At 69.0% G+C, this 16490-nt stretch carries 14 protein-coding genes; 10 read left to right on the top strand and 4 right to left on the bottom strand.

Annotated elements, in window-relative coordinates; translation table 11 throughout:
- Window positions 1–314 precede the first annotated feature (314 nt).
- Window positions 315–1526 (bottom strand): tyrosine--tRNA ligase, encoded by a 1212-nt coding sequence (tyrS, locus tag IAE56_RS05350; protein ID WP_200751754.1) that lies wholly within the window; start codon window positions 1524–1526, stop codon window positions 315–317.
- A gap of 166 nt (window positions 1527–1692) precedes the next feature.
- Between tyrS and IAE56_RS05345 the strand changes: the two genes are divergently transcribed.
- Together IAE56_RS05345 and IAE56_RS05340 are read left to right on the top strand one after the other, a co-directional pair.
- Window positions 1693–3168, top strand: a complete 1476-nt coding sequence (locus IAE56_RS05345) for a peptidoglycan DD-metalloendopeptidase family protein (protein ID WP_108767482.1) — start codon at window positions 1693–1695, stop codon at window positions 3166–3168.
- A 67-nt stretch (window positions 3169–3235) separates the two neighbouring features.
- Window positions 3236–4363, top strand: a complete 1128-nt coding sequence (locus tag IAE56_RS05340) for an anhydro-N-acetylmuramic acid kinase (RefSeq protein ID WP_164074147.1) — start codon at window positions 3236–3238, stop codon at window positions 4361–4363.
- A gap of 79 nt (window positions 4364–4442) precedes the next feature.
- Here IAE56_RS05340 and IAE56_RS05335 read toward each other — a convergent pair whose 3' ends face one another.
- From IAE56_RS05335 to IAE56_RS05325, 3 genes are all read right to left on the bottom strand, one after another.
- Entirely contained in the window at window positions 4443–4673 is a 231-nt protein-coding gene (locus IAE56_RS05335; RefSeq protein ID WP_108770587.1) for a hypothetical protein, read from the bottom strand.
- 78 nt (window positions 4674–4751) lie between these two features.
- On the bottom strand, window positions 4752–6053 hold the full coding sequence (locus tag IAE56_RS05330) for an MFS transporter (RefSeq protein WP_200751753.1): 1302 nt from the start codon (window positions 6051–6053) through the stop codon (window positions 4752–4754).
- Window positions 6050–6850, bottom strand: coding sequence for an exodeoxyribonuclease III (locus tag IAE56_RS05325; RefSeq protein ID WP_108758432.1), 801 nt, complete (start codon window positions 6848–6850; stop codon window positions 6050–6052). The genes IAE56_RS05330 and IAE56_RS05325 overlap by 4 nt, the downstream gene beginning before the upstream one ends.
- A 163-nt stretch (window positions 6851–7013) precedes the next feature.
- On the opposite strand from IAE56_RS05325, the gene pyrE reads away from it, so the two are divergent.
- The 8 genes from pyrE to IAE56_RS05285 all read left to right on the top strand — a co-directional run bounded on the left by pyrE (window position 7014) and on the right by IAE56_RS05285 (window position 16399).
- Window positions 7014–7673: an orotate phosphoribosyltransferase gene (gene pyrE, locus IAE56_RS05320; RefSeq protein WP_108767480.1), complete on the top strand. Its 660-nt coding sequence runs from the start codon at window positions 7014–7016 to the stop codon at window positions 7671–7673.
- A gap of 16 nt (window positions 7674–7689) precedes the next feature.
- Complete coding sequence (locus tag IAE56_RS05315) at window positions 7690–8334, top strand: hypothetical protein (protein ID WP_200751752.1); 645 nt, start codon at window positions 7690–7692, stop codon at window positions 8332–8334.
- Window positions 8335–8460: 126 nt separating this feature from the next.
- A complete protein-coding gene (locus tag IAE56_RS05310) occupies window positions 8461–8553 on the top strand; it encodes a potassium-transporting ATPase subunit F (protein WP_079225483.1) in 93 nt (30 codons plus the stop codon).
- Window positions 8554–8565: 12 nt separating this feature from the next.
- Window positions 8566–10263: a potassium-transporting ATPase subunit KdpA gene (kdpA, locus tag IAE56_RS05305; protein WP_200751751.1), complete on the top strand. Its 1698-nt coding sequence runs from the start codon at window positions 8566–8568 to the stop codon at window positions 10261–10263.
- A 10-nt stretch (window positions 10264–10273) separates the two neighbouring features.
- On the top strand, window positions 10274–12346 hold the full coding sequence (gene kdpB / locus IAE56_RS05300; protein WP_200751750.1) for a potassium-transporting ATPase subunit KdpB: 2073 nt from the start codon (window positions 10274–10276) through the stop codon (window positions 12344–12346).
- Window positions 12343–12993, top strand: a complete 651-nt coding sequence (gene kdpC / locus IAE56_RS05295; RefSeq protein WP_200751749.1) for a potassium-transporting ATPase subunit KdpC — start codon at window positions 12343–12345, stop codon at window positions 12991–12993. The genes kdpB and kdpC overlap by 4 nt, the downstream gene beginning before the upstream one ends.
- Before the next feature lie 51 nt (window positions 12994–13044).
- Window positions 13045–15705, top strand: coding sequence for a sensor histidine kinase KdpD (locus tag IAE56_RS05290; protein WP_200751748.1), 2661 nt, complete (start codon window positions 13045–13047; stop codon window positions 15703–15705).
- Window positions 15686–16399, top strand: coding sequence for a response regulator transcription factor (locus IAE56_RS05285; protein WP_108767474.1), 714 nt, complete (start codon window positions 15686–15688; stop codon window positions 16397–16399). Before IAE56_RS05290 ends, IAE56_RS05285 begins: the two co-directional genes overlap by 20 nt.
- Window positions 16400–16490 lie beyond the last annotated feature (91 nt).

Below are 16490 nucleotides of genomic sequence, written 5' to 3'. Positions count from 1 at the left end.
GCGCCGTTCCCGTGTGCTGCGAAGTTTCCTTCGTAGCGAGCCGCCCATTATGCCAGACTTTTTCAGTCCGTCAACACCTTCGTTCGATTATCTCGTTCGGCGGTGGTGGGCGCCCTGTTGTCGCTGAAGCCCCTTGGTGGCGACCCCTGCGACGGGGGAGGAGAAGTATGCCCCCATCCACAGGGTTTGTGAAGGGGGTGTGGCGATTTTTTTCAACGGATGTTGCATCCGTTCATCCATCGCGCCCGTGGAGGCATATCGCGAAGAGCAGAAGCAAAGGAAGGGCCGGCTGGCGCCGGCCCTTCCATATAGTGTCAGGCAGCGACCAGGCGCACGCGGGCGAAGGTGCGCTTGCCGACCTGCAGCAGGCCTTCGAAGCCCGGCTGCAGCACCTGCTGTCCGTCCTCGATCACTTCACCGTCCACCTTGACCGCGCGCTCCTTGAGCTTGCGGTTGGCTTCGGAGTTGCTCGGGGTCAGACCGGCAGCAGTCAGCAGTGCGGCGATACGCAGGCCTTCGGCCGGAATGGCCACCTCCTGCAGCGGCAGCTGGGTGATGTCGCCCTGCCCGGTCACCGCCGCTTCCCAGCCGGCAATGGCCTGATCGGCCGCCGCGGCGTCGTGGAAGCGGGTTGCCAGCTCACGTGCCAGGCGCAGCTTGACCACGCGCGGGTTGAGATTGCCGGCGGCGACCTCTTCACGCAGCGACACCGCTTCGGCCTGGCCGATATCGAAGGACAGCAGCTCGATCCAGCGCCACATCAGGGTGTCGTCGACCTTCATGGTCTTGGTGACGATCTCGATGGCCGGTTCACTGATACCAATGTAGTTGCCCAGCGACTTGGACATCTTGTTGACGCCGTCCAGGCCTTCCAGCAGCGGCATGGTCAGCACCACCTGCGGCTTCTGGCCGTGGTGTTCCTGCAGGCCGCGGCCCATCAGCAGGTTGAACTTCTGGTCGGTACCGCCGAGCTCGACGTCCGCTTCCAGGGCCACCGAGTCGTAGCCCTGCACCAGCGGGTACAGGAACTCGTGGATGGCGATGGACTGCTGGGCGGCGTAGCGCTTGGCGAAATCATCGCGTTCGAGCATGCGGGCCACGGTGTACTGGCTGGCCAGGCGGATCATGTCGGCCGCGCCCATCTTGCTGAACCACTCCGAGTTGAAGCGGACCTGGGTCTTGTCGCGGTCCAGCACCTTGAAGACCTGCTCTTCATAGGTGCGGGCGTTGGCCAGCACGTCCTCGCGGCTGAGCGGCTTGCGGGTCAGGCTCTTGCCGGACGGGTCGCCGATCATGCCGGTGAAGTCACCGATCAGGAAAATGACCTGGTGGCCGAGGTCCTGGAACTGGCGCAGCTTGTTCAGCAGCACCGTATGGCCCAGGTGCAGGTCGGGCGCGGTGGGGTCGAAGCCAGCCTTGATCCGCAGCGGACGGCCTTCCTGCAGGCGCGCACGCAGATCCTCGATCTTGAGGATCTCGTCGGCACCACGGCCGATCAGGGCAAGGGCTTCTTCAATCGAGGACACGGTGACTACTCCCGGCTATGCCGTTTCTTGTGTGGGGTGTTAACGCCAAGTTAACCCATCCGGCTTCACAAAAGCCAATAGGCACAAGGGTTTGACGCGGTTTTCTCAGGTGTCTATGGTAACCGGCGATCAGGCCCGCGCTCCCGGGCCGCAGGAAAAACCACTGATGCAAAATTCCGAACAAGGGCGCGCACGCAAGCAGCGCTTCCAGGAACGTCTCCACGTCCTGCACGACAACGCCCTGCACCGGAAGCTCAGGCAACACCTTCCCGCTGCTTTCAATGAACGCTGGACGCGCCGCCATTGGGTGCACGCCAGCCTGTTCGCGACCATCGGCGCCCTGGTGGCGACGATCGTGCCGGGTTTCTCGCACACCATCGATTCGCCCTACGCCGAAAGCCACACCAGCCTGGCCCTGCCCTTGCCGCCGCTGTCGCTGGCCCGCCAGCAGCAGACCCCGGGCGACAGCTGGCAGGTGCTGCGGGTGCAGCGCGGGCAGACCCTGAGCGACCTGTTCGACCAGGCCGGCATCCCCGCCACCACCCTGCACCGCGTGCTGGACCATCCGGGCGCGCGCGAGTCGCTGACCAAGCTGCGCCCCGGCGCCGAGATCGCCTTCGACATGCCGCTCTCGGGCGACCTGCGCAGCATCCGCTTCGACCGCGATGGCGACAACCGGGTGGAACTGAGCCTGGCCGGCGATGACATCAAGGAAAAGGTGACCAAGCGCGAGACCTCCACGCGCACGGTGGTCACCAGCGGCGAGATCACCAGTTCGCTGTATGCCGCGGCCCGCCGGGCCGGGCTGTCGCCGTCGGCGATCGCGACGATGACCGACGACATCTTCAAGTACGACATCGACTTCTCCAAGGACCTGCAGCCGGGCGACCGCTTCAGCGTGGTGATGGACGAGACCTGGCGCGAAGGCGAGAAGGTCGACACCAGCAAGATCCTGGCGGCGACCTTCACCACTGGCGGCAAGACCTATTCGGGCTTCCGCTTCGAGCGCGGCGGCAAATCCGAGTACTACGACCTCAACGGCCGTTCGCTGAAGAAGAGCTTCATCCGCATGCCGATCCCGTTCGCGCGCCTGAGCTCGACCTTCGGCGCGCGCAAGCACCCGGTGCTGGGCAAGATGCGCATGCACAAGGGCGTGGACTACGCCGCGCGTACCGGTACGCCGATCATGGCCGCCGGCGACGCGCGCGTGCAGTTCGCCGGCGTGCAGCGCGGCTACGGCAACGTGGTCATCCTCGACCACGGCCGCGGCCACACCACCCTGTACGGGCACATGTCGCGCTTTGCGAACATCAAGACCGGCCAGCGCGTGGCGCAGGGCACGGTGATCGGCTACGTCGGCTCGACCGGCCTGGCCACCGGCCCGCACCTGCACTACGAATTCCGCGTGAACGGCGAGCACCGCAATCCGCTGACGGTGACCATGCCGCCGCCGGAACCGCTGAAGGGCGCCGAGCTGGTGGCCTTCCGTGCGCAGACCGCACCGGCCATGGCCCGCATCCAGGGCATGGAGAAGATGATCTACGCCAAGGCCAGCCCGGCCCCGAGCAGCCGCGAAGACGCCGCCCCGACCGAGGTGGCCAGCGCCAAGGCCAAGCCGGCCAACGGCCACAAGCGCGGCTGACCGGCCCTGCGTTGACGAAGAAGGACGCGGCAGCCCAAGCTTGCCGCGTCCTTTTTTTATGCCCGCCATGAACACGACTGCCGACGCCGATGCCCCGCTCTACCTTGGCCTGATGTCCGGCACCAGCGCCGACGGCATCGATGCCGCGCTGGTGCAGTTTCCCGCCAGCGGCGGCTGCCGCTTCGTGCGCGGCCTGACCGCCCGCTGGGAGCCGGTGCTGCGCGCGCGGCTGGTGGCGCTGGGCGAAGGCGGGCCGCTGGAGTCGCTGGAGGAGCTGGGCGAGCTGGATGCGCGCATCGCGATCAACTTCGCCGCAGCCGCCAACCAGCTGCTGGACGAGGCCGGCGTGGACCGCCGCCAGGTGCGGGCGATCGGTTCGCACGGGCAGACCGTGCGCCACCGGCCGCTGGCCGACCCGGCCTTCACCGTGCAGCTGGGCGATGGCAACCGCATTGCCGAGTTGACCGGGATCACCACCGTGGCTGACTTCCGCCGCCGCGACGTGGCGGCCGGCGGCCATGGCGCGCCGCTGATGCCGGCCTTCCACCTGGCGATGCTGGGCACGGCCGGCGAAGACCGCGCGGTGCTCAACCTGGGCGGCATCGGCAACCTGACCCTGATCCCGCGCGACGGCATGCCGCGCGGCTTCGACACCGGCCCGGCCAACGCGCTGATGGACGCCTGGTGCCAGCGCCATACCGGCCGCACCTTCGACGCCGATGGCGCCTATGCGGCCAGTGGTGCGGTGGACACGGCGCTGCTGGCCGGCTGGCGCGCGGACCCGTGGTTCGACCTGCCGCCGCCCAAGAGCACCGGCCGCGAACAGTTCCACCTGGCCTGGGCCGAGGCGCGCATGGGCGAAGGCGAGTACGCGGCCGCCGATGTGCAGGCCACCCTGCTGGAGCTGACCGCGGTGACCGTGGCCGATGCACTGCGGGCCCAGCAGCCGGACACCCGCCGGGTACTGGTCTGCGGGGGCGGCGTGCACAACCGGCAGCTGATGCGCCGGCTGGCGGCGCTGCTGCCTGGCGTGGCGGTGGAATCCAGCGCCGTGCATGGGCTGGACCCGGAGTACATGGAGGCGATGGGTTTTGCCTGGCTGGCCCAGCGGACGATGGACGGGCTGGCCGGCAACCTGCCGAGCGTGACCGGGGCATCGGGGCCGCGGATTCTCGGGGCGATCCACCTAGCGTGAGGTGGCGCCATCCACGCATGGCGTGGATCTACCAGGGCGCGCGGTAGCGCCGGGCCATGCCCGGCGACGCGGTATCAGATCAATCGAACCCCTGCCCCGCCGGCATCGCCTGCAGGGCGGCGATCGCCGCTGACAGGGCGTCCACTTCGGGATCGCCGAAGCCGGAACGGACCTCCAGCTCGCTGCTCAGCAGGCCCTGTTCAAGCAGCACCGAACAGGCCTGCTCGTGGGTCCAGCCGCGCGCCACGGCCACCCTTCGGATACGTTCAAACATCAGCGGGTCCACGTCCCGCAGCACTACATCGGCCATGCTCACTCCCCCGTTCGCAAGGCACCGCCCCCTCGGCGCGTCCGCGGCGATCATCCCGCAGGTTGCGCAGTCAGGCAATCAGGGGGCGGGGGCGCTGCGGTCGTGGATGCGCGGCCACAGCCAGGCCAGCAGCAGCAGGGTCGGCACCACGGTGACCGCGCTGAGCATGAAGAAGGTGCTGTAGGAGGTGGCCTCGACGATGTAGCCGGACACGCCGCCGACGAACTTGCCCGGCAGGTTGGCCAGCGACACCAGCAGGGCGTACTGGGTGGCGGTGAAGTTGCGGTCGGTCAGCGAGGACATGAAGGCCACCAGCACGGTGCCGGCGAAACCCTGGAACAGGTTGTCGGCACTGAGCGCGGCGTAGAACGCCCACAGCTGGCCCGGGTTGTGCGCCATCAACAGGAAGGCGAGGTTGGACAGGGCCACGCCCAGCGCCGCCACCAGCAGCATGCGGCGGAAGCCGAAGGCGGCCACGGCGATGCCGCCGAGGAAGGCGCCGCCGATGCCCATCCAGACGCCGAACAGCTTGGAGACGGTGGCGATGTCGGCCTTGTCGAAGCCCGAATCGAGGTAGAACGGGCCGGCCATCACGCCGATGACCTGGTCGGGGAACTTGAACAGGCCGACGAAGGCGAGCAGGCCCAGCGCCAGGGCGATGCCGTTGCGGGTGAAGAAGCTGGTGATCGGCTGCACGAAGGCTTCGGCCACATCGATGCGGCGCTGCACGGCCTGCGCGGGGCGGTTGGGCTCACGGCACAGCAGGGTGGTGATGATCGGCAGCAGCATCAGCCCGGCCATGGCCAGGTAGGCGATGATCCAGCCTTCGAACTGGGCCAGGTAGAGCGCGCCGGCACCGGCGAGGATCAGGCCGATGCGGTAGCCCAGGGTGTAGGTGGCGGCCAGCGCGGCCTGCGCGGTTTCCGGGGCGATCTCGATGCGGTAGGCATCGACCACCGAATCCTGGGTGGCACCGGCGAAGGACGCCACCAGCACCCAGGCCACCAACGGCCAGACGCCCTGTTCGGGGCGGACGAAGGCCAGCGCGACCAGGCCGATCAGCACGGCCACCTGCGACAGCAGCAGCCAGGAACGGCGGCGCCCCATGAAGGCCAGCAGCGGGAAGGCATAGCGGTCCAGCAGCGGCGCCCAGACGAACTTCAGCAGGTAGAAGAAGCTGGCCAGGCTGATCAGGCCGATGCTGCCCAGGTCCAGGCCGACATCACGCAGGCGGGTGGACAGGGTCTGCGAGGCGATCAGCAGGAACGGCAGGCCGCTGCCGAAGCCCAGCAGGGCCATGGTCAGGGCCGAGGGCGTGCCGAAGGCGCGCTTGATCCCGGCCCAGCCCTTGTAGCTGGGCTTGGCAGCGGCTTCGCTCACAGGTCGTAGTCCACGGTGAACGGGGCGTGGTCGGAGAAGCGCTCGTCGCGGTAGATCGAGCAGCTGCGCAGGCGGTCACGCAGGCCGGGGGTGATGAACTGGTAATCGATGCGCCAACCGACGTTGTTGGCGCGGGCCGCGCCGCGGTTGCTCCACCAGGTGTAGTCCTCGCCGGTGGGGTGCAGCAGGCGGTAGGCATCGGCCCAGCCGCGGCCGGTGGCCACGTCGGTGGCCTGGCCGTGGTCGGCGCACAGGCCGTTGAGCCAGTCGCGCTCCTCGGGCAGGCAGCCGGAATTCTTCTGGTTGGACTTCCAGTTCTTGATGTCCAGCGCCGAGCGGACGATGTTCCAGTCGCCGCACAGGACATAGTCGCGGCCGCTGCGCGCCCACTCTTCCAGGATCGGCCGCAGCCATTCCATCACTTCGAACTTGAAGCCCTGGCGCAAATCGCCCGAGCTGCCGGACGGAATATAGAAGGAGACCACGCTGAGATTGCCGAAGCGGGCCTCGATGTAGCGGCCTTCGTCGTCGAACGGGGCCCAGCCCAGCGAGGTGATGACCTGGTCCGGCTCGCGCTTGCTGTAGATGGCCACGCCGCTGTAGCCCTTCTTGGTGATGGCGTCGCGGTAGAAGCAGTGGTGGCCGTCGGGGCGGAACATCGGATCGGTGAGCTGGTCCTCCTGCGCCTTGGTTTCCTGGATGCACAGAACGTCGGCGTCCTGGGCCCGGAACCAGTCGAGGAAGCCCTTGGTGGCGGCCGAGCGGATGCCATTGGCGTTGAAACTGATGATGCGCATGCGGATGAACCTACGGCGGGAAACCGGGCAAGCATACCGGTTGCCCGGCGGCCCGCGCAGCCCGCCGGATGGGCCCGGCAGGGCCTTCACACGGGGCCGGACGAGCGCGGAAAGCCCAGCTGGATTAGGATTTGTGCTCCAAATGAAGATGAATCGAGTTTTGATGAGCGACCACCGCCACCGTTTCCTGCAGCTGGCCCTGACCGCCGATGCCCTGCGCTTCGGCCAGTTCACCCTCAAGTCCGGCCGGCTGAGCCCCTATTTCTTCAACGCCGGTCGTTTCGACTCCGGCTCGCTGCTGTCCCAGCTGGGCGCCTGCTATTCGGACGCCATCGACGCCAGCGGCATCAAGTACGACGTGGTCTTCGGCCCGGCCTACAAGGGCATCCCGCTGGCCACCGCGATGGCCTGCGAGCTGGCCCAGCGTGGCCGCGACCTGCCGCTGTCGTTCAACCGCAAGGAAGTGAAGGACCACGGTGAGGGCGGCCAGCTGATCGGCGCCGACCTGACCGGCAAGCGCGTGCTGATCGTCGACGACGTGATCACCGCCGGCACCGCCATCCGCGAAGCCCTGGCCATCATCCGCGCTGCCGGCGGCATCCCGGCCGGCATCGTGGTGGCGCTGGACCGCCAGGAGATCGCCTCGGAAGCCGACCACCGCTCGGCGGCGCAGGCCGTGGCCGAGGAAGCCGGCATCCCGGTGATCGCCGTCGCAACTCTGGCCGATCTGCTTGATTTCGCCTCCGGAAACCCGGAACTTGTGGGCTACCGGCAGCCGCTGGAGGCCTATCGCGCCCAGTACGGCGTCCGTTCCGCACGCTGACCCAGGGGAAGGTCGCATGTTCCGAGTTCCTGCCATCGTTGCCGCCAGCCTGCTGCTGGCGCTGCCAGCCAGCCTGCTGGCCAAGCCGGATACGGCCGACAAGAAGCTGTACTGCTGGAACGAGGGCAACGAGCGGATCTGCAGCGATTCGCTGCCGGCCGATGCGGTCAACAACGCCCGCGAGGAGTTCAACGCCAACAGCGGCGTGCGCAATGCGCAGGTGCAGCGCGCGTTGACCGACGAGGAACGCGCCGCCGCGGCCACCGTGGCGGCGCAGGCCCAGCTGGACCTGATGGCGGCGCAGACCAAGCAGCGCACCGAGCAGGCCATGTTGTCGACCTATGGCAGCGAGGATGCACTGCGCAAGGTGTTCAACGAGCGCCAGGAGGTGCTCGACAACAATCTGAACACCGCCCGCTACAACGTCGCCAGCCTGCGCGATTCGCTGGTGACCCTGCTGGGGACGGCCGGTGATCGCGAGCTGGCCGGCGGCAAGGTGGCCGACAAGCAGGTCGAGGCGATCCGCCAGCGCCACGCCCAGCTGCAGGCGCAGCAGCGCCTGCAGGCCAGCTTCGAGCAGCAGCAGGTCACGCTGAAGGCCGAGATCGAGGCCAGCCTGCAACGCTACCGCGAGTTGAAGGGCATGGCCCCGGGCGGTTGAGGCCCCGGCAACAACGGAATTTATGCACTCTTTACGCGCCGGCCCCGTCCGGCGCGTAGTGCGTTTATGGGGTGCAGGACGACGATGGCGGCCTGAGGTGGAGGGGTTCCACCAGGACGCAATCCCATGTCCCCCTGGCTGTCGTTGTTCTGTGGCGTGCTGGTGCTGGTTGCCGCCGCCTATCTTCTTTATGTCGTGCTGCGGCCCGAGTCGTTCTGAGCGGAGCCTGCCATGACTGAGATGCTTGTGATTCTTGCCGCCAGCCTGCTGCTGGCCTGGCCGCTGGGCCTGTACCTGGCGCGCGTGATGCGTGGCACGCCGATGAAGGTCGACGTGCTGTTCCACTGGATCGAGAAACCGCTGTACCGGCTGTTCGGCGTGGATGCCGCGCGCTCGATGTCCTGGCGCGGCTACGTGCTGGCCTTCGTGCTGAGCAATGTGGTGGTGGCAGTGCTGACCCAGGCGGTGTTCATGACCCAGGCCTGGCTGCCGTTGAACCCGGACCAGATCCCGAACATGCGCTGGGACACCGCGCTGCACACGATGATCTCGTTCCTGACCAACACCAACCAGCAGCACTATTCGGGCCAGGCGCAGCTGTCCTACCTCTCGCAGATGACCGGCATCACCGGCCTGCAGGTGGTGACGCCGATGATGGGCCTGGCGCTGGCGGTGGCCACGCTGCGGGCGCTGTTCGCGCGTGCACCCCAGACCTCGGCCGGTGACGACCGCCAGGTGCCGGTGGGCAACTACTACGTGGACGTGGTGCGCCTGTGCGTGCGCTTCCTGCTGCCGCTGTGCCTGGTCTGGACCCTGCTGCTGACCAGCCAGGGCGTGCCCTCGACGATGGCCGGCGGACCGCAGGCCACGCCGATCGACGCCAGCGCCGGCATGGCCCTGCAGAAGCTGCCGCTGGGCCCGGTGGCGGCGATGGTCGCGGCCAAGCAGCTGGGCGCCAACGGTGGCGGCTGGTACGGCCCGAACAGCAGTTTCCCGCTGGAGAACCCGACCCCGGTGTCGAACATGCTGGAGGTGGTGGGCATCCTGCTGATCCCGCTGGCGGTGATCTTCATGATCGGTGCGTTCACCGGGCGACGCCGCTTCGGCGTCCTGGTGTTCAGCTGCATGCTGGGCATGTCGCTGCTCTCGACAGGCGCGATGATGTGGAGCGAGGGCCACAGCGCCAGCGCGGCCACGCCGCTGCTGATGGAAGGCAAGGAAGCGCGCTTCGGCGCCGATGGCACCGCGCTGTGGGCGGCGGTGACCACCCAGGTGTCGAACGGCTCGGTGAACGGCATGCACGATTCGCTGGCACCGCTGAGCGGTGGCATCGCGATGGTCAACATGCTGGTCAGCGCGATCTGGGGCGGCATCGGCTGCGGCCTGCAGCAGTTCATCGTCTACCTGCTGCTGGGCGTGTTCCTGGCCGGGCTGATGACCGGGCGTACGCCTGAGCTGTTCGGCCGCAAGCTGGAAACGCCGCAGGTGCGCCTGCTGGCCCTGCTGGCGCTGCTGCAGCCGATCACCCTGCTGCTGTTCACTGCGATCACGCTGGCCGTGCCCGGCCTGGCCGGCACCTCCAACCCGGGCTTCCACGGCATCAGCCAGGTGTTCTACGAGTACGTCTCGGCCTATGCCAACAACGGCTCGGGCTTCGAGGGCCTGGGCGATGCCACCGTGTGGTGGAACCTGAGCTGTTCGCTGGTGCTGCTGCTGGGCCGCTTCCCGCTGCTGATCATTCCGCTGGTGGTGGCCGCACAGCTGGCTGCCAAGCGCCAGGCGCCGGAATCGGCCGGCAGCCTGCAGATCGAAACCCCGACCTTCGCCCTGACCCTGGTCTCGGTGATCGTCATCCTGACCGTGCTGCAGTTCATGCCGGCCCTGGTCCTCGGCCCCGTCGCCGACCACCTGAGCATGGGACTGCACTAAGGACACCCTGATGAGTACCCACGCAAGTTCTTCCCGCAGTTCCCTTGCCCCGCGCCCTGCCCTGCTCGATGGCGCCGGCCTGCGCCGTGCGCTGGTCGAGGCGGTGCGCAAGCTCTCGCCGATGCACCTGGTGCGCAGCCCGGTGATGGCGGTGGTGATGGCCGGCACGCTGGTTGCTGCCATCGTCACCCTGACCGGCAACGCGCCGCTGGGCTTCGGCCTGGCGGTGACCGCGATCCTGCTGGTGACCGTGTTGTTCGGCAACTTCGCCGAAGCGGTGGCCGAGGCCCGCGGCCGCGGCCAGGCCGCCTCGCTGCGCCGCGCCCGCCAGGACCTGGTCGCACGTCGGCTGGCCGCCCCGCAGCCGGGTGCGGCCGAAACCCAGGTGGCCGCTGCCGAGCTGCGCCCGGGCGACCATGTGATCGTCAGTGCCGGCGAGCTGGTACCGGCCGATGGCGAGATCGTGCAGGGCCTGGCCACCATCAACGAAGCGGCGGTGACCGGTGAGTCGGCGCCGGTGCTGCGCGAGGCCGGCACCGACCGCTCCGGCGTGATCGGCGGCACCAAGGTGCTGTCCGACCAGATCATCGTGCGGGTGACCGCCGAGCCGGGCCACAGCTTCCTGGACCGGATGATCGCGCTGGTGGAAGGTGCCAACCGGCAGAAGACCCCCAACGAGATCGCGCTGACCCTGCTGCTGGCGGCGATGACGCTGACCTTCCTGGTGGTGGTGGCGACCCTGCCGGCGATCGGCGCCTACGTCGGCGTCAAGGTCGATCCGCTGCTGCTGATCGCGCTGCTGGTGTGCCTGATCCCGACCACCATCGGCGGCCTGCTGCCGGCGATTGGAATTGCCGGCATGAACCGTGCGCTGGCGGCCAACGTGCTGGCCAAGTCGGGCAAAGCAGTGGAAGTGGCCGGCGACGTCGACGTGCTGCTGCTGGACAAGACCGGCACCATCACCTACGGCGACCGCCAGGCCAGCCACTTCCACCCGCTGGCCGGCATCGATGCCAGCCAGCTGCGCGAAGCGGCGCTGCTGTCCTCGCTGGCCGACCCGACCCCGGAAGGCAAATCCATCGTGCGCCTGGCGCGCGAGCAGGGCTGCAGCACCGCCGAACCGGACCACGCCGAGTACCTGGCCTTCAGTGCGCAGACCCGCATGTCCGGCGTGGATCTTGCCCAGCCTGATCAGGAGCCCGGCCGGCAGATCCGCAAGGGCGCGCTGGATGCGATCCGCAACCATGTGCAGGGGCTGGGCGGCACGGTGCCGGCCGAGCTGGCCGGGCGCGTTGAGCAGGTGGCGCGCAACGGTGCCACCCCGCTGGTGGTGGCCGAGGGCCGCCATGTGCTGGGCGTGATCGAGCTGTCCGACGTGGTCAAGCACGGCATGCGCGAGAAGTTCGCGCAGCTGCGCGCGATGGGCATCCGCACGGTGATGATCACCGGTGACAACCCGCTGACCGCGGCCGCGATTGCCGCCGAAGCCGGCGTCGACGACTACATCGCCGAGGCACGCCCGGAAGACAAGCTGGCACGCATCCGCCAGGAACAGGCCGGCGGCCGCCTGGTGGCGATGGTCGGCGATGGCACCAACGATGCGCCTGCGCTGGCCCAGGCCGACATCGGCCTGGCGATGAACTCCGGCACGCAGGCGGCGAAGGAGGCCGGCAACATGGTCGACCTCGATTCGGACCCGGCCAAGCTGCTGGCGGTGGTGGAAGTGGGCAAGCAGCAGCTGATCACCCGCGGTGCGCTGACCACCTTCTCGCTGGCCAACGACGTGTCCAAGTACTTCGCGATCCTGCCGGCGCTGTTTGCCGCTGCGGTCCCGGCCATGGCCGCGTTGAACGTTATGCAGCTGTCGAGCCCGCGCAACGCGGTGCTGGCGGCGCTGATCTTCAACGCCCTGGTGATTCCCGCCCTGATCCCGCTCGCCCTGCGTGGCGTGCGCTTCCGCCCGGCCACGGCAACCGCGCTGCTGCGCCGGAACATGCTGGTGTACGGCCTCGGCGGCGTACTGCTGCCGTTCGCGGCGATCAAGCTGATCGACCTCCTTCTTGTCCTGGTATTCGGCGCATGAACCGTTCTGTCTCCACTTCTTCTTCCCTGCCCCGCGAACATCCGGCCGAAGCCCGCGTGGCGCGCCTGCAGGACGATGCCAGCTGGCGCCCGGCGATCGGCCTGGGCCTGGCCACCCTGCTGCTGGCCGGTGCGGTCTACGCCGGCATCGCCACCGGTTTTGCCGGCCTGAGCTACCCGACCCAGGCCGAAGGCAGCCTGCTGCGCGATGGCAGTGGCCAGGTGCGCGGCTCGGCGTGGCTGGCGCAGCCGTTCAGCGGCGATGGCTACTTCCAGGCGCGGCCGTCGGCGGCCAACTACGACCCGATGGCGGCGGCCGGTTCCAACCTGGCCCGCAGCAACCCGGCGCTGGCCGAGCGCGTGGCCGCCAGTACCGCAGCGGTGGCCGCGCGCGAAGGCGTGAGCCCGGCGCAGGTGCCGGCGGATCTGGTCACCCAGTCCGGCGGCGGCCTGGATCCGCAGCTGTCACCGGCTGCCGCGCAGGTGCAGGTGGCACGCGTGGCGCGTGCGCGCGGCCTGCCGGTGGAACGCGTGCAGGCGCTGCTGCAGGCGCATACCGAAGGCCGCCAGTGGGGCGTGTTCGGGCAGCCGCGGGTGAACGTGGTGACCTTGAACTTCGCCCTGGACCAGGCGGCGAAGGCACCGTGATGCCCGCCTGCACCGGCGGCGCGCACAATGGCAGCCATGACAGCAGCGGCGATGAATGATGCGCGTACCCGCCAGGCCGATGCCCTGGTGGAAGGCCTGCAGCGCGAGGCCGGCGGCAAGCTGACCGTGTTCCTCGGCGCGGCGCCGGGCGTGGGCAAGACCTACACCATGCTGACCCGCGCGCAGGAACAGCTGCGCCGTGGCGTGGACCTGGTGGTGGGGCTGGTCGAGACGCACGGCCGCGTGGATACCCAGGCCCTGCTGGAAGGCCTGCCGCAGCTGCCGCTGAAGGACGTGGCCTACCACGGCCACGCGCTGCTGGAGATGGACCTGGATGCGGTGCTGGAGCGCCATCCCGCACTGGTGCTGGTGGACGAACTGGCCCATCGCAATGCACCCGGCAGCCGCCACGAGCGACGCTGGCAGGACGTGATGGAGCTGCTGGACGCCGGCATCGACGTCTGGACCACGGTCAACATCCAGCACCTGGAAAGCCTCAACGATGTGGTGATGCGCATCACCGGCGTGCGGGTGAGCGAGACCGTGCCCGACGGCGTGCTCGACCGCCTGCACGACATCGTGCTGGTGGACCTGCCGCCGCGTGAGCTGATCGCGCGCCTGCAGCAGGGCAAGGTGTACGTGCCCGAGCAGGCCGCGCAGGCACTGCAGGCGTTCTTCTCGCCGGCCAACCTGACCGCGCTGCGCGAACTGGCGATGCAGGAAGCGGCCGACCGGGTCGACAGCAGCCTGCGCGAGACCCGCGCCGCCCGCGGCGAAGGCAACCTGCCGCTGCGCCGCGGCGTGCTGGTGGCCATCGATGGCGGTGGCCAGAGTGAATACCTGGTGCGGGTGGCGCGACGCATCGCCGAACGCCGCGATGCGCCGTGGACGGTGGTGACCGTGCAGGGCCGGCGCCAGGACGAGGCGACCCGGCGCGAGATCGATGCGGCCTTCGCGCTGGCCCGGCGGCTAGGCGGCGATGCCGAACTGCTGCATGGCTCGAGCATCGCCGATGCCCTGCTCGACCATGCCGCGCACAACGGTGTGTCGACCCTGGTGCTGGGCCGCACCCGCGAGCGGCCGCTGGCGCGGATGTTCAACCGCACGCTGACCCAGCAGCTGATCCAGCGCGGCGCGCACTACGAGATCACCATCATCAGCACGCCGCAGGCACGCGCACGCGCGCGCCGCGAAGGCCTGCTGCCACCGATGCGCGGGATCAGCCACGAGCCGCTGCAGGCGCTGGTCGCCACGGCGCTGGCCTGCGCGGTGGCGTGGCTGGGCGAACGCTGGGTGGGCATGGCCGACCTGTCGATGGTGTTCATCGTGGCGGTGGTGCTGGTGGCGGCACGCACCCGCGCCAGTGTGGCGGTGATGGCGGCGATCCTGTGCTTCCTGGCCTACAACTTCCTGTTCATCGCGCCGCGCTTCACCTTCGCCATCGGTGCACGGCAGGGCGTGATCACCGTGTTCCTGTTCCTGGCGGCGGCGCTCGTGGCCGGGCGCCTGGCCTCGCGCCTGCGCATGCAGGTGATTGCCCTGCGCGCGGCCAACCGCCATGCGCGTGCGCGCCAGCAGCTGGGCCGGCAGCTGGCCAGCGCGGCCGGCAACGGCGAGGTCGCGCAGGCCGGCAGGCAGGCGCTGGAACAGGCGATGGACGTGCCGGCGTGGCTGCGGATCGGCGCAGACACCGCCACCGGCGGCCGCGCGCAGCCCGGCGATACCGACCTGGCCGCCGCCGACTGGGCCCTGCGCCACGGCCAGCCCAGCGGCCGCTTCACCGACACGCTGGCCGGCGCGCAGTGGTGGTTCCTGCCGCTACTGGATGGCGAGGACCGCGCCGTGGGCGTGGCCGGCCTGTACCTGCCCGGTGCGCAGGCGCGCCTGCTGCCCGAGCAGCGCCAGCTGGCCGAAGCGATGGTCGATGACATCGCCCAGGCCGCACTGCGCACGCGGCTGGTGGCCGAACTGGAACAGGCCCATGTGAGCAACGAGACCGAACGGCTGCGCTCGGCCCTGCTGTCCTCGGTATCGCACGACCTGCGTTCGCCGCTGGCGGCGATGATCGGTTCGGCCGACAGCCTGGCCAGCTACGGCAGCGCGATGGACGTGGCCGACCGGCGTGCGCTGCTGGACACCATCCTGGTCGAAGGCGAGCGTCTGGACCGCTACATCCAGAACCTGCTGGACATGACCCGGCTCGGCCACGAAGGGCTGACCATCAACCGCGACTGGATCGGCGTGGACGAGCTGATCGGCTCGGCCGCGCGGCGCCTGCAGCGCTACCAGCCCAAGGTGCGGCTGGAACTGGATATTCCGTCCACGCTGGCGCCGATCTGGGTGCACCCGGCGCTGGTTGAACAGGCAGTGTTCAACGTGATGGAAAACGCCGCCAAATTCTCGCCGCCCGATGCACCGGTGCAGGTGCAGGCACGCGAACGGGACGGGCAGCTGCGCATCGACGTGATCGATGCCGGCCCCGGCATTCCCGATGACGAGCGCGCGCGCATCTTCGACATGTTCTACAGCGTCGAGCGCGGCGACCGCGGCCGCCACGGCACCGGCCTGGGCCTGACCATCTGCCAGGGCATGATCGGCGCCCACGGCGGCAGCGTGCAGGCGCTGCCCGGACGCGACGGTCGCGGTACCCTGATCCGCATCACCCTGCCCCTGCTCAAGCCAGCCGCCCACGATGAGCCCGACTCCGATTGATGCCAGCGTGCCGGCCGCGCGCGTGCTGGTGATCGACGATGAAACCCAGATCCGCCGGTTCCTGGACATCAGCCTGCGCGCGCAGGGCTACCAGGTGCGGCAGGCCGCCACCGGCCAGGAAGGACTGGAAATGGCCGCCAGCGAGGACATGGACCTGGTGATCCTGGATATCGGCCTGCCGGACATGGAAGGCCACGAGGTGCTGGCGCAGCTGCGGCAATGGAGCCAGGTGCCGGTGATCATGCTGACCGTGCGCGCCGGCGAGGACGAGAAGGTGCGGGCATTGGATACCGGCGCCAATGACTACGTGACCAAGCCGTTCGGCACGCAGGAACTGATGGCCCGGGTGCGGGCCCTGCTGCGTACCCGCAGCGTGCCCAGCGATGGCACCCCGCCGGTGTTCGATGATGGCCACCTGCACGTGGACCTGGTGCGCCGCGAAGTGGCGATCGATGGCGAGCCGGTGGCGCTGACGCGCAAGGAGTACGCGCTGTTGTCACTACTGCTGCGCAATGCCGGGCGGGTGGTGACCCAGCCGCAGATCCTGCAGGAGATCTGGGGACCGACCCACCAGCACGACACGCACTACCTGCGCATCCTGGTCGGCAAGCTGCGGCACAAGCTGGGCGATTCGGCGCTGGATTCGCGCTATCTGTTCACCGAACCGGGCGTGGGGTTGCGGTTCAAGGGGTAGATCCACGCCATGCGTGGATGCCGTCATTCTTGAACCTGGGGTCGGAGCCCGTTGCGCGGCAACGGGATCCGACCCCGGGGCCCCCCCCCGG

This window comes from Stenotrophomonas sp. S41, assembly GCF_016624625.1.
Classification (GTDB): Bacteria; Pseudomonadota; Gammaproteobacteria; order Xanthomonadales; family Xanthomonadaceae; genus Stenotrophomonas.
The sequence above is the reverse complement of the archived record's forward strand: the minus strand, read 5'-3'. Positions and strand labels throughout refer to the sequence as shown.